Consider the following 12,450-nt stretch of genomic DNA (forward strand, 5'->3'; position numbering starts at 1 on the left):
GTCCGCCACTCCAGCGGACGGCACGGACTCAAGTCCGCTCAGCGCTCCGACGCGAACCGCACGAACTGCCCCCAGCCTTCGCGGCCGACGGCGAAGGCCGGGCGGGTCACGTCTTTGGAGTCCCGCACGTGGACGGCCTGTTCGGCGATCGCGACCTCCACGCAGTCGTCCCCCTGGGTGCCGCTGTAGCTGGACTTGAACCAGGCGAGTTTCGACGTACCGCTCTTCATAGCTCTCCTCGCAGTCGCTCCAGCAGGTCCCGGGATTCCTTGGGGTTGAGGGCCTGCGAGCGCAGTGTGTCATAGCGTCGGCAGAGCAGACTCATCTCTTTCGCGTCGGAGATCAGCCGACCGTTCTGCTGCCCCTCGGAGTACCCAAGCCGCCGCCCTTCCGGAGACTCCAAGATCCGCATGGGCCCGTCCAGGCACCCATGGAACTCCAACTCCAGCGGTACCACTTGAAGCGTTACGTTGCGCGGCGCGGTGAGCTCAAGCACTTGGTCCAGCATGTTCGACTGGACCTGCGCCCCACCCAGCCCGCGTCGGAAAACCGACTCCTCCACGATGAAACCGAACGGCACGGTCGGCCGCTCCCGCATCATTGCCTGCCGTTCCATTCGAGCCGCGACCTGCGCCTCCGTCTGCTCATCGGTCAGCAGCGGGATGCTGTTGTCGAACACCGCCCGTGCATACACTTCCGACTGCAACAACCCCGGCACCAACCGGCACTCGTACGTGCACAGGCTCACCGCCTCCCGCTCCAGCCGCGCCCACCGCCGGAACCACGCCGCGAGCCCTGCCTCCCCCCGCGTCAGATGCCGCGCAGCCTTCCGCAGCGCACCCGTGTTGCCCAGCGCCTCCTCTGCCCGCTCCACGAACGCCTCGTCCGGCATCCGGCGCCCCAACTCCACCGATTCCACCGTGTGCTTGGAGTACTGGACCCGGGCACCGAGGTCGACCCGGCTGAGCCCCGCGTGCTCGCGCAGCGCCTGGACGAACGCGCCGAACGTGCGCAGGCTGTCCGACGGATGCGGCTCCCGCTCCCACTCCCCCATCGGCACCGCCCGCGCACCAGCGCCGCCGCCGGCCGCCTCCCCCTCGACTTCGACGATGTCCATGCGCCGCTCCTTTCCTCCGCACCGCACCGCGACGGCTCCTCACGCCGCCCCGCGTTCACCGTCCAGCGTGACGGAAAATCAGACGTACTCCCCACTCTTCGTGTCCGTACGCTGACCCAGCGTACGGGCTGCCACACTCGTCCCCGCCCCGTCCGGCCGCCACTCTGAGGTCACGGAGAGCCAGGAGAAACCGTCCGCGTCCGCCGCTCACCTGCGGAAACACCCGGGCGGCCACCTCCCCTCCCGTGAACTCCCGCCCACCACGGGCGGCGGCGGCCGGACCTGGCCGCGTCAGACGAGCTGGAAGGTGCAGTCATGCAGAACGGAACCAACCTGTACGCGCTCGACATCGGCGGGGCCTCGTTCACGAAGGCCTGCGGCGGCCCCTGCACCGAGGGCTGCGTGACGCTGGCCCGGATCAGCGAGGACGCCTGGGCCCTGGGCGACAGCAAGCGGCCGGACGCGCAGCCACTGCGGTTCACCACGGAGGAACTGGACGCCGCCGGTATCGACCCGGCGCACTTCGGCCTCGGCGCCTGACCCTCTCCTCCCCCTACCGCCGGCCGGACCGGGTTCCCTCCCCGCGTCCGGCCGGCGCTTCTCGAAACGGGAACGGCTCGTGCACCACCACGCCTACCTCTGGACCGGCCCGAAGACGCGCTTCGACGACGAGGCCCTGCGACGACCCCCGCACCCCGAGCCGCCCCCGGCCGGGAGCAGGCCGGAACTGATCGAGCGCTACCGCCAGGCGGCCGCGGAGTTCCGCACGTCGGACCTCCCGCCCCTGGAGACGGCGTACTGGCTCGTCAAGCCCCGCTCACTGGTGCGGGGCACCTGGGACGAGGCGAAGGAGGCGGCGGCCTGGCTCGACGAACGGCTGGCCGAGTGCACCCCGCGATTCGCGTCGGAGAGCGACCGGGACACCGCGCGCCTGGCCCGGCTGGTGGACGCCGCCGCCGAACGCCTACGCTCGGGCGCCGACGTGTCGTACGGCCACTACCTCGAACGCCCCTCGTACCTCTCCCTGGCCGTGGTCACGTGCTCCCCGAACCGCGCGGCCCCCGGACTGGCCTGCCCGTGCGCGTAGAGCAGGCTCGGCACTCACCCCCGCCCTGACCGCACGCCTCGGCGTCAACCCCAGAGAGCGTCACCAAACGGGTGATCACACCTCAAAAACCAACGAATGTTCTTGCTCCGCGCATAGTTTCACGTCATGCCCAACGCCAGTCACGACACCCTGCACGGCTTCCTGCCAGGACGTCCGAAAGCGCTGAACCGTGCGCTGGACCTCCTGGACCTCGGAATCCCGCCCGGTGTCACCACCGAGACCCTTCCGACGGACGCATCCAGCGCCCCGAAGATGTTCACCCGGCAAATGGACTCCGTACTGCGGGTGGTCCGTCCCGACGGGCGCGATCCGTTCATCCTGCTGGTCGAGGCACAGAGCCGCATCGAAACGAAGAAGGAGACCTCGTGGCCGTACTACGTCGCGTACTTGCGTGACCGGTACAAACTCGAGGTCGTCCTGCTGGTCCTGTGCGTGGACACGGCAACAGCGGCATGGGCGGCCAGACCTCTGCGCACCGGCCTGGGGCGCCCCACCCAGGTGACAGTGCCTCACGTACTGGGCCCGGCCAACGTTCCGCGCGTCAGCCGGATCCAGGATGCCTCAGCCGACCTGGACTTCGCCGCCTTCTGTTTGTGGATCCACAGCAACGACCCGGACATCGAGGGCATACTGACGGTAATGGGCGAGGCGTTGGCCCAGGACACGGACCGCGAAGCGCGGGACGACCTGGCGGGACTGATCGAGGACGGCTTGGGCAGCGAACACGCCCGGAAAATCTGGAGGAACCTGATGAAAACCCTCTTCACCCCCAGGCAAGGCACCATCGTGGGCGACGCCCGCCTCGCAGGACAGGAAGAAGGACTCAAGGAAGGACGCGTGGCCGGAAAGGCCGAGCAACTGCTGCGCCTGATGGAGCGCCGCGGCTTCTCGATGACGGAAGAGACCCGACAGCGCGTCATCACCTGCGCGGACATGCCGCTCCTGGATCTCTGGTTCGACCGCGCCATCGACGCCATCACCCTCGACGAGATCTTCGCCAGGCCCTCCGCCACGGACCGCGTCCCCGCCCCCGCCCAGAGCCCGGAGCACACCGCAGTCCTCAGCCAAGAGCCGAGGAACCCCGGGTCCTCGGCCAACTGACACCAGAAGCGCACACCCGGCCGCGCCCCACTCCGGGGTGCGGCCCGCTCGGTTCGCGGCCCGGTCCCCAACGCCTCGCACATGCCCGTTCCGCAAGCGCACCGACTCCTCTCCGCCGCCGTACGGTCACCCCGCGTACGGGGCGCGGCACTCGCCCCCGCCCCCACCCGACCGCCAGTCTGACGGCATGAACCACGCAACATCCCCAGTGGGCGCCCCCACCGACGCCTTCACCCAGCTGCTGTCGTCCACGCGGCGCGGCGCCCGTCTCGCCCGGCTCCTCGCCGTGACCGAACTGCGCTCCCGGGGCGCCTCGCAGGACCTCACGGAACGTGCCGAACTCGTCGTCGCGGAACTCGCCGCCAACGCCGTCCTGCACGGCCGCGTGCCCGGCCGCTGCTTCCGGCTGACCCTCGCCCTCGACCCGGCGGCCGGCCGCCTCCGTATCGAGGTCAGCGACGCCCGCGGAGACCTCCGCCCGCTCCCCCGCCCCACGGACACCGCGTCCGACCCACTCAGCACCACCGGACGCGGCCTGACCCTCGTCACCGCCCTCGCCGACCACTGGGAGTGCGTCCCCTACCCGCCGAGCGGCAAGACCGTCCGGGCCCGACCTGCTCGACATCACTCCCTGATCACTTCGACGACCTACCGCGCCGGCGTCCCCACCCGGCTTCGGCACTACGGCGTCAATCACACCGAACAAACCCCCTTCGGGATCAGTACAGGTCGGACATCTCGTCGAAGTCGCTGAACGGTGGTCTGGGCCTCCCACTGACCTCACGGAACTCGTCCGGGTCGTAGTGAAGCCGGAAGGTGTGGGTGTGACCGTCGTCGACCCAGTACAGAGTGATGGCGGAGAGCAGGTCACGCGCCGTCCAACGGGTGCGGGACCGGATCCCCTCCTCCTGGTCGAGAATCCAGTCCTCGACGTATTCCGGGAGGCTGAAGGTCAACCTGTAGGCACGTCCTTCGCGGGGTTCGAGAGACCAGAGGGGATGCCCTGCCTTCCGCTCGCTCCTGCGCACGCGCACCGCGTGAGTGGGGTGTTCGCGCGCGTATCTGAAGAAGTGCTGGAGATCGTCGGAGACGAGCCCGAGGACGAAAGGAGCCGCGGGAAAGGCGAGGATGAGTCCGAGCGACAGACACTGCAGGTCGGCCACCAGCGTGTCGAGCGGACGAGTCACCGAGGTGGAGCTGGGCACGGGGTCTTCGTGCATGTCCAGCAGGTGGCGGCGTACGTAGTTGCGGATCTCGTACACTGAGCGTTTTCCAACCTGCCGAGCAGGTCGGGTAGTTGAGCTGCCAGACAGGTGAAGCCCCTGGTAGATGGTTTTTCGACCAAGAAATCCGTCTCCACCAGGCGCTTCGTGTGCTTGTCTACCCGTCCGACGTCGACGTGTCCAGCTCCGCCCTGCGCTTCCTGCCCACCAAGCTCCGCCAACACCGTCGGGAGCTCGGTACCCGGTGGCGGCGCCTGAGCCCCGGTCGGCAGGCTCTGCTTACCCTCGCCCACCTCCGCAACGGCCACCCGTACGCCCAGCTCGCAACCGGGTTCGGCATCGGCACCACGACCGCCTACCGCTACATCGCGGAGGCCGTCGAACTCTTGGCCGCCCTCGCCCCGACCCTCGCGGAGGCGGCCCGGACAGCATCGATGAAGGCATTCGTGCTGCTGGACGGCACCCTGCTGCCCATACGCGCCGACATGATCACACGCCACCAGCTGCCTGATGGCCCATCAGCCCTCACGACCGCTGCTTGACAAACATAGGGGCATCTGAGAGGCCGCCTGCGGAGCCATGATCGCCAGCCCTATGGCGCACCCGGGTCGGAGAGCAAAGAGAACGAGTAGCCCGAGATGCGGTCGTGCTCGTCACGGGGACCGAAGGGGTGCAGGGGACTCGCCAACTGTGTCCCACCCCAGTGCCCTTGTCAGTGCTTCGGTCTAGCCTTCGGCCATGCGACCGCCTCTCGAGAACGTTCTCCGCAATGCGCTCGTACAGAACCTGGAGCTGATCGAGCCGGGGCTCCGGCCGGTTCAGTTCGAGGAGTACCCGCTGCCCAACGCACACGGCACCAGGGGCAGCATCGACATCCTGGCCCGTGATCGCCATCAGATGTGGGTGGTCATCGAGCTGAAGCGGTCCCGGTCCAGCGCGCGGCAAGCCCTGCACGAGGTCAACAAGTACACCGAGCTTCTCTGCCGGGAGAAGAACCTCGCGCCGGACCGCATTCGTGCGGTGATCGTCGCCATGCCGGATGACTGGGAGGAACTCCTGATCGCCGTCAGTCATGCCGCGCGTGACTGGAGTCATGATCTTCGCGGATACCGACTGCTCTTGGACAACAACGGCACCCCCACCGGGACTGAGCGGGTGGAGCTCCTGTCCCGGGCGTTTGAACCCCGCATCACCCCCATCCACAACCTGTTCTTCTTCGTCACGGAGGAACAGCGGGAGCAGGGCTGGAGGATCATCAGCAAGGTCGCGGACGAGCTGGGGGCGCTCGACCTGTTGGCGGCGGATCTGGACCGCGTAGCGGAGAAGCACTACATCCCTGCGCCTTTCGGCCTGTACCTGGCGATCGGCCGAGTGAACGAGGAACTCGCCGCAGTGGATCTCCTGGGTGGTTACGACGGGCCTGAGCCGTTCGCTGACGAGCACCAGGCGGAGTACCTGGCCCTCAGCGAGATCTGCAACCGTCTTGCGCGCAGCAAGCTGCGCGGAATGAACATGGAGTCCGCACGGCCAGGGCTGTTGAAGAATCTCCGTGACGACCCCAACTGGGCCATCCAAGGCTTCCGAGGTACCGGCGCCTACGACGTCACAGCCGCCTTCGAAGAGCAGGATCTGTTCCGCTTCCTTACCGGGGACGAACGAGGAGACAGTCAGATCCTGTACACGGGCACCGCCAGCCCGCAGGTAGCCAGCCGTTGGAAGGCGTTCCGGCAGGAGGCTCGGCAGAGCCTGGACGGCAACCACGAGTGGGATTCGCTGGTGGCCGGTTGGCTCGACGAAGTGGGCCCGAAGGTTGGTGAGGGAGACGTCGGACTGCACGTCTACAACCCCTGTGACCTCCTGCAAACAATCACCCATGGGTGGCCGGACGGCCTGGAGAATCTCCTGCCCATGGTCATGGGCGAAGCCGTACCCCGCCACGGCCTACGGCACTCGGTACGTGGCGCCCTGTGTTGGAACGGCCGAGGCATGTCGTTGCCCGATGCGGTACGGCTCGTGTACCGCGATCCGCTGTTCCTGATGAGCAACATGTACGCGGGGGCCGTGTGGGAACGTGACCGAGAGCTCTTGGATCTCCTGGGGCTGCACTACGTGCTCCTGGAGAAGATCGGACCCGTTGGGTCCCAGGCAACGGTGGCCGAAGAGCACCGCATCTGGATACACCAAGATCAGGGTGCTCGCGTCTACTCCTCGGACACGGATCCTCGCGGGTACGCACAGGCGTACGCAACCATTGCGGCTGATGGCGAGATCGTCTCGATCGGGCAGTACCTCAACAGGCATTCCCACGAGGTGGAGCTGGTGGCTCGGGAGTACCGCGCCTTCACTCATGTCGTCTAGCGCTCGTCGGATCTGGTCGTGGCTGGCCGCAGGGCACCGCGAATGATCTGGTCAGCATGCGATAGGTGAAAAGGCTTGACTGAGGTGAAGGAGGCGACGAAGCCCTTCCTTGTGGTCGCCGAAGGAGAAGTGGATGCCGGGTTGCAATGTGGCGGGAGTCTCCAGTCGTTGTCGGGGCGGAGCGGTCAGTGGCTGCGGTACGCGGGCCGGGCCGCGGCGAGGGGGCGGGATGGCGCGCCCAAGGGGAGACCTGAACGAGCCGGCGCCGTATGAGCGCAAGTGCCGTCGCGGCGCCGGCTTTGCGATCCCGGACATTGACGCCTACCTAGCCAACCCGCCGGCGCGCCGCCCAGAAGCCCGTGTCATCCACGGCCGCGACGATGCCTACCTTCCGACCTCCTGGGCCTCATCCACGATGCGCATGTGGTCAAGCGCGGGTATGTGGAGTGGTTGTGAGCGTTCCGCAGCAGGCCAGTCGCCAAGATCAAACTCTTAGCCTCGGCGAACAGACGGATCGGGAGCGAGAACGGAGGGACGTACGGGAACTCCCCCAAACTGTCCGCCTGGTGCCAGGCACCCCGCCCCCGAACCACCAGCCCGTGTTTGCGCCTCTCCAGCACCTTCCACGGGTGTCTGGCCGTGTCGTCCGCCTCCGTCAGCAGACGGTATCCACTGGACCTCAGCAGCCAGGCGAGCACCTCTTCGAGTAGGTACCCCTGCAGTGTTCTCAACCCCACCATGGGGTGACCTTAAGCGCCGCGCATCTGAGCACTCATCAGAATGCCGGAAGAGCGCTCACCAGCACACGCTCCGGGAGAGGATGCGGCCAGCGTCCGTCGGGCGGCGGGCTTTCCCTGTCACGCCCGCGCGACCGCACTGGATCCGCACCCTCCACTCCGAGCCCTTATGCCTCCGCGGGCAGCGCGGGGAACACGACCACCGAGCCGTCTCTGTCGCGGGCGATCTCGATCGCCACGTCCGTCGGGCGGCCGTTGAGTGCGACGCCGTCGCCCAGGCGGCGGATCTGGTACGCCGCGCGCAGGAGCCGGTCGACCTCACCGGTCGTGAAGACGGGGCGCTTGCTGTTCGGGCGTGCCAGCTCCAGCGCCGACAGGCGCACCAGCACCCCGGCGATGCCCGACTCCAGCTCGTCGAGACGCCGCTCGTCGTCCTTGAGGGCGCGGGCGAAGTTCTCGAACGGGTTGTCGGGCTCGCTCTGGGCTCGCTCGACCGCCTGGAGGACGTTGACACGCCGCTTCAACGCCATGGCCAGTTCCGCCAGTTCGACGTGGGTGCGGAACGTGCCGCCCTGGTCGTCCACGCCGGGGAACGACTCGGTCAGCGTGCCGATCTCGACGGGCTCGCCGGCGGGCAGCTTGTCGAGCGCGCTCCGCCAGCGGGCCAGACGGATGTCGGCCTTGCTCAGTGCCGTGTCGATGGTGTGCACCGCCGAGTCGAGTCCCAGCGAGACACCGAGCTTGCCCTGGTCGAGCAGGACGGCCGTGGCCTTGTCGATGGCGGGACGGCAGCCGTTGAGTGCGCTGTGCTCGTCGTCGAGCTTGTCGGCCTGAAGCTGCTCCAGCAGGTCCGTGATGTGCGCGATGGCCTGCTGCCGCTTGCGGTCGGCGTGCGCGCTCACTCCTACGGCCACCGCCATGAGCACGAGCGGAGCGGCCACGGTGAGCACCGCGCCGCCCGCGGCCGCGGCGCCGGCGGTCGCACCCGCGCCGCCGACCGTGCCCGCCGCCGCCGCTCCGCTGACCGGCACAAGTGTCGCTTTGGCGGCGATCTGGCCCGTCGTCGAATGCACGAGGGTGCCGTAGAACTCGCCCGTCGACCCCTTCGGCACCATCCAGCGAACCAGCCCCTGCCCGAACTCGGCGGCGACCTTCGCCGGGACCACCACGCGGCACAGGATCTCGCCGGAGGCCGTCGCCTTGGCGGCCGTGGCGGAAGCCTTCGCCGACTCGGTGATGAGCTGCGACAGGTGCTGCGCCAGGGGGCTGGCGGCATCGAGCGGGATGCCCTGGCTGCGGTCGAGCTTGTCGGGCAGCGGGTGCGCCTCGAGCGTGGCGATCGGCTGGTCGGCCAAGGCGGCCAGCACGCTGCGCAGTTCGGCCAGGCGCTCAGCCATCATCGGCTGGTCCCCGGCCACCGCGGGCGCCCGGACGTCACCGGTCGCCCGCGTCCAGACCGGAACGGTTGCCTTGCGGTAATCGATCACCGTCCCCCCACTCTGAGTTTTTCACGACAGCCCACGGCTGACGTCCCACGAGAACAGTGGATTCCCGTCTTCACCGATCACAGCACCCGAACGTCACTCCCTCACATCGGACCGTCCCGGAACCGGGCCGGCTTCCTCGCCTTGGAGTGATGAGCGCTCGGACCCTGTGCGCAAGGAGTTGCCGATGACGCCGATGCGATGCCCCGGCTGCCGGACCACCGTGGCGGCGGATCCGCGAGGGGCACCCGGCCGCCCGGCAGGACCCCCGGACAGCGCGGGTCCGGGGGCCCGGGGGCGTCCGAGTGAGCCGGGGCCGTCAGTCGACTTCGAGGGGGAGGGCCGGGTCGGCGGCCCACTCGGTGAGGGAACCGTCGTAGATCGCGACGTCGGGGCGGCCGAGGACGGCCAGCTGGAAGGCCAGGCCGGTGGCGGCGATGCCGCTGCCGCAGTACGTGATGACCTTCTTGGACTCGTCCAGGGCACCGGCGTCGTCGAAGAGCTCGCGGACCTCGTCCGGGCCGCGGAAGAGACCGTCGGGGTGGGCGAGTTCGGGGAACGGAACGTTCGTGCTGGACGGTATGCGGCCCGGCCGGGCGTAGGTCTGGCGGGTGCCCGCGAAGGTCGGCCGGTCGAGGGAGTTCACCAGCCGGGTGCCGGGGTCCTCGATCGCGGCGAGGACCGCGTCCTTGTCGGCGTAGAGCTCGGGACGGCGCCGGGCGGTGAACACGGCGGGCTCGTTGGACTCCACGCCGCTCTTCACCTCGTGGCCCGCCCGGGTCCAGGCGGGGAGACCGCCGTTCAGCACCGAGATGTCGTCGAAGCCCTCGTAGCGCAGGTTCCACCACAGCCGGGTGGCCCAGATGTTCGGGCCCTGGTCGTAGATGACCACGTGCGTGCCGGGGCCGACGCCGAGAGCGCCGAGCCGGGCGGCGAACGTCTCGCTGTCGAGCGCGGTGAACGTGGTGGCCGCGCCGGGGTCGGCGAGGTCGTTCAGCAGGTCGGCGAAGACGGCGCCGGGGATGTGGGCCTTCTCGTACGCCTGGCGGCCCGACTCGACGTCGTAGTAGCCGTCGCCTTCGGGCTGGGTGAGGAAAGTGGTCGCGTCGAGGATCCGGATCGCGGGGTCCCCGAGACGTTCGTGCAACCAGGCCGGGTCCACCAGCAGGGGGTGAGACATGAGTGTTCCCTCTTTCTCGCATTAGTACGGTCCCCGGCAAAACGCCGAGGTCCCCTGCAAACATACCCATATGAGAAACATGTCTCAGCATTCGGACATTTGGGTGGTCCGAGGGCCTCGTATCTGGCCGCAGGCCGCAGAAGTCTCCCGGGACTTCTCCGGGACATTCCGCTGCGCCAGCAGGTGCGGGCATGAAACAGCCGAAAGGCCATTTGCGCAGGTCGGCGCCCATCATCTGCCCAGCGGAAAGGGGCGGAGGGCCCGGCACTTCCGGTCAGGCGGAGGTCTCGACGGCGGCCTTGATGCGCCGGCCGAAGGCGGGGGCGTCCTTGCGTGCCGCGCTGCCCGCGAGGGGGAGGAGCACTTTGCCCAGGCCGTGCCCTTCGAGGACGTTGAAGAGGCGCACCCGGGTGCCGCCGTCGGCGGTGGGCTCGAGGTCGTAGCCGCCGTCGTCGGCGGTGATGGAGTTGCGGGACACCTCGTGCCAGCGGATACGGGTGGGGGCGGTCAGTTCACTGATCTCGAAGTCCCGCCGGGACGTCATGCCGCTGTCCTTGACGGTGCTGTGGAAGACGGTGCCCACGTCGGTGACGCCCTCGGGACTCTTCTCGATCTCCAGCACGCGGGGGCTGAACTCGGGGTCGTGGCGGCCGTCGGCGAGGTAGGCGAAGACGTCCTCAATGGGCCGGTCTATCTCTACCGTGACATCGAACCGGGTGCTCATGTTTCCTCCCTGCGAGGACACACCACTCGAACCATGGGCTGCGGCGCCGGCGCGGAAGCGAAGAGCGGCGCCGGGCAGAAGGGCGTCGGCCCCCGACGGGGGCGCACCGCTGGGGTTGCTCGGAGGGCTCGCAGTTGCCGATCGGGGCCCTGCGATGTCGTCCGCCCGACGGGGGCCGGGCGCCGGTTCACGGCCTCCTTCGGTACTGTGCCGCGACCTCCCTCAGCGGCTGTGTCCACCGACGTGGTCTTCACTCGACCGGACCATTTCATGGTGCCGCACCAGCCGGTGGAATGCAGTGTCGTCGTGCAGTCGTTCCCCTCGGCGAAAGAGTGGTTATGAAGCACATACGGCACGCCGCCCGGCGGGCACTTCCCCTGGCCGTTCTCCTCCCCGCCGCGGCCCTGACAGCCGCCGGCCCCTCCGTGGCCTCCGAGAGCGGTGGTGCCGAACCCCACGAGGGCGCCAAGCCGACCGTCGTGCTGGTGCACGGCGCCTGGGCGGACGCCTCGGGCTGGAGCGAGGTCGTCCGTAGCCTCCAGGCCGAGGGCTATCCGGTGATCGCCCCCGCGAATCCGCTGCGCAACCTCTCCGACGACTCCGACTACCTCGCTGCCCTGCTCAAGACGATCAAGGGCCCCCTCGTTCTCGTCGGTCACTCCTACGGCGGCGCCGTCATCACCAACGCGGCGGTCGGCAACCCGAACGTCAAGTCCCTCGTCTACATCGCCGGGTTCGCTCCGGACAAGGGCGAGACGGCTCTGCAGCTGATCGCCAAGCACCCCGGCAGTCATCTGACGGACGACCCCATGGCCCCCGTCCCCACCGCGCTGAATGCCGTACCGCTCGGCGGCGGTCCCAGCGATGTCGACCTGTACATCAAGCCGGACAAGTTCAGAGACGTCTTCCTGAGCAACCGGCTCGACGCCGCCCGGGCGAACGTCCTAGCCGCCTCACAGCGGCCCGCGAACGTGGCCACGAGCTATCAGCCGAGCAAGGGGGCCGCGTGGAAGACCATCCCCTCGTGGTACCTCGTGACCACCGACGACCGCACGATCGGCACCGAGAACCTGCGCTTCATGGCGAAGCGGGCGGGCTCGACCACCGTCGAGGTCGACGCCCCGCACGCCGTCATGGAGACCAGTCCGGGCGACATCACCGACCTGGTCCTGAAGGCCGCGCACGGCTCGCACCCCCGTCTTGCCAGGGCCGGCGCGAGCCCCCGTCTCGCCACAACCGGCGCGAGTGAGCAGACCGCGGTCCTCGGCGGCGCGGCGGTCCTCGCGGTGGCCGGGGGCACGACCCTGGTCGTCCGGTCCCGCCGCTCCTGAGGCGCCGCTGAAGACCTTCTCGGAGCTTGCGGAGGACGAGGAGGCGTCGACGTCCACGCTCCTCCGGCCGGTGCCCCGCTCCCGTCC

The 12,450-nt window shown here is 68.8% G+C and carries 12 protein-coding genes and 1 pseudogene; 7 read left to right on the forward strand and 6 right to left on the reverse strand.

The annotated features are described in order from the left end of the window. Window positions 1-38: 38 nt before the first annotated feature. Both ACIF80_RS33215 and ACIF80_RS33220 read right to left on the reverse strand, forming a co-directional pair. The gene (locus ACIF80_RS33215) at window positions 39-230 is read right to left on the reverse strand and encodes a DUF397 domain-containing protein (protein WP_399811586.1); all 192 of its coding nucleotides are present in this window, start codon (window positions 228-230) and stop codon (window positions 39-41) included. Beyond that, window positions 227-1,117, reverse strand: coding sequence for a helix-turn-helix domain-containing protein (locus ACIF80_RS33220; RefSeq protein ID WP_399811589.1), 891 nt, complete (start codon window positions 1,115-1,117; stop codon window positions 227-229). Before ACIF80_RS33220 ends, ACIF80_RS33215 begins: the two co-directional genes overlap by 4 nt. Window positions 1,118-1,432: 315 nt before the next feature. Between ACIF80_RS33220 and ACIF80_RS33225 the strand changes: the two genes are divergently transcribed. From ACIF80_RS33225 to ACIF80_RS33240, 4 genes are all read left to right on the forward strand, one after another. Further along, a complete protein-coding gene (locus tag ACIF80_RS33225) occupies window positions 1,433-1,657 on the forward strand; it encodes a DUF397 domain-containing protein (RefSeq protein ID WP_399811592.1) in 225 nt (74 codons plus the stop codon). Between the two features lie 79 nt (window positions 1,658-1,736). Continuing rightward, window positions 1,737-2,204 carry a hypothetical protein gene (locus ACIF80_RS33230; protein WP_399811595.1) on the forward strand — a complete coding sequence of 156 codons (468 nt, stop codon included), beginning with the start codon at window positions 1,737-1,739 and terminating at the stop codon, window positions 2,202-2,204. A 126-nt stretch (window positions 2,205-2,330) separates the two neighbouring features. After that, complete coding sequence (locus ACIF80_RS33235; protein ID WP_399811598.1) at window positions 2,331-3,326, forward strand: hypothetical protein; 996 nt, start codon at window positions 2,331-2,333, stop codon at window positions 3,324-3,326. Window positions 3,327-3,513: 187 nt separating this feature from the next. Further along, window positions 3,514-4,080, forward strand: a complete 567-nt coding sequence (locus ACIF80_RS33240; protein ID WP_399811601.1) for an ATP-binding protein — start codon at window positions 3,514-3,516, stop codon at window positions 4,078-4,080. Here the strand turns inward: ACIF80_RS33240 and ACIF80_RS33245 are convergent. Then, complete coding sequence (locus ACIF80_RS33245; protein WP_399811604.1) at window positions 4,046-4,588, reverse strand: hypothetical protein; 543 nt, start codon at window positions 4,586-4,588, stop codon at window positions 4,046-4,048. The genes ACIF80_RS33240 and ACIF80_RS33245 overlap by 35 nt on opposite strands. Window positions 4,589-4,698: 110 nt before the next feature. Between ACIF80_RS33245 and ACIF80_RS33250 the strand changes: the two are divergent. Then, window positions 4,699-5,025, forward strand: a pseudogene (locus ACIF80_RS33250) (transposase family protein); the annotation flags it as partial. A 262-nt stretch (window positions 5,026-5,287) separates the two neighbouring features. Beyond that, window positions 5,288-6,907, forward strand: a complete 1,620-nt coding sequence (locus ACIF80_RS33255) for an endonuclease NucS domain-containing protein (RefSeq protein WP_399811607.1) — start codon at window positions 5,288-5,290, stop codon at window positions 6,905-6,907. Between the two features lie 904 nt (window positions 6,908-7,811). Here the strand turns inward: ACIF80_RS33255 and ACIF80_RS33260 are convergent. The 3 genes from ACIF80_RS33260 to ACIF80_RS33270 all read right to left on the reverse strand — a co-directional run bounded on the left by ACIF80_RS33260 (window position 7,812) and on the right by ACIF80_RS33270 (window position 11,032). Then, a complete protein-coding gene (locus ACIF80_RS33260; RefSeq protein ID WP_399811610.1) occupies window positions 7,812-9,131 on the reverse strand; it encodes a hypothetical protein in 1,320 nt (439 codons plus the stop codon). Between the two features lie 316 nt (window positions 9,132-9,447). Then, window positions 9,448-10,308, reverse strand: a complete 861-nt coding sequence (locus ACIF80_RS33265; protein ID WP_399811613.1) for a sulfurtransferase — start codon at window positions 10,306-10,308, stop codon at window positions 9,448-9,450. A gap of 274 nt (window positions 10,309-10,582) precedes the next feature. Next, on the reverse strand, window positions 10,583-11,032 hold the full coding sequence (locus ACIF80_RS33270) for an SRPBCC family protein (protein ID WP_399811616.1): 450 nt from the start codon (window positions 11,030-11,032) through the stop codon (window positions 10,583-10,585). A gap of 338 nt (window positions 11,033-11,370) precedes the next feature. Between ACIF80_RS33270 and ACIF80_RS33275 the strand changes: the two genes are divergently transcribed. Next, entirely contained in the window at window positions 11,371-12,363 is a 993-nt protein-coding gene (locus ACIF80_RS33275; RefSeq protein WP_399811618.1) for an alpha/beta fold hydrolase, read from the forward strand. The last annotated feature ends 87 nt before the right edge of the window (window positions 12,364-12,450 follow it).

It is taken from the genome of Streptomyces sp. NPDC085927 (assembly GCF_044540975.1).
Taxonomy (GTDB): domain Bacteria; phylum Actinomycetota; class Actinomycetes; order Streptomycetales; family Streptomycetaceae; genus Streptomyces; species Streptomyces hirsutus.

Bases quoted from the DNA above. Each gene is read 5' to 3' on its own strand.
- ACIF80_RS33215 (WP_399811586.1), bottom strand. From the start codon at position 230: ATGAAGAGCGGTACGTCGAAACTCGCCTGGTTCAAGTCCAGCTACAGC.
- ACIF80_RS33220 (WP_399811589.1), bottom strand. From the start codon at position 1,117: ATGGACATCGTCGAAGTCGAGGGGGAGGCGGCCGGCGGCGGCGCTGGT.
- ACIF80_RS33225 (WP_399811592.1), top strand. From the start codon at position 1,433: ATGCAGAACGGAACCAACCTGTACGCGCTCGACATCGGCGGGGCCTCG.
- ACIF80_RS33235 (WP_399811598.1), top strand. From the start codon at position 2,331: ATGCCCAACGCCAGTCACGACACCCTGCACGGCTTCCTGCCAGGACGT.
- ACIF80_RS33240 (WP_399811601.1), top strand. From the start codon at position 3,514: ATGAACCACGCAACATCCCCAGTGGGCGCCCCCACCGACGCCTTCACC.
- ACIF80_RS33255 (WP_399811607.1), top strand. From the start codon at position 5,288: ATGCGACCGCCTCTCGAGAACGTTCTCCGCAATGCGCTCGTACAGAAC.
- ACIF80_RS33265 (WP_399811613.1), bottom strand. From the start codon at position 10,308: ATGTCTCACCCCCTGCTGGTGGACCCGGCCTGGTTGCACGAACGTCTC.
- ACIF80_RS33270 (WP_399811616.1), bottom strand. From the start codon at position 11,032: ATGAGCACCCGGTTCGATGTCACGGTAGAGATAGACCGGCCCATTGAG.
- ACIF80_RS33275 (WP_399811618.1), top strand. From the start codon at position 11,371: ATGAAGCACATACGGCACGCCGCCCGGCGGGCACTTCCCCTGGCCGTT.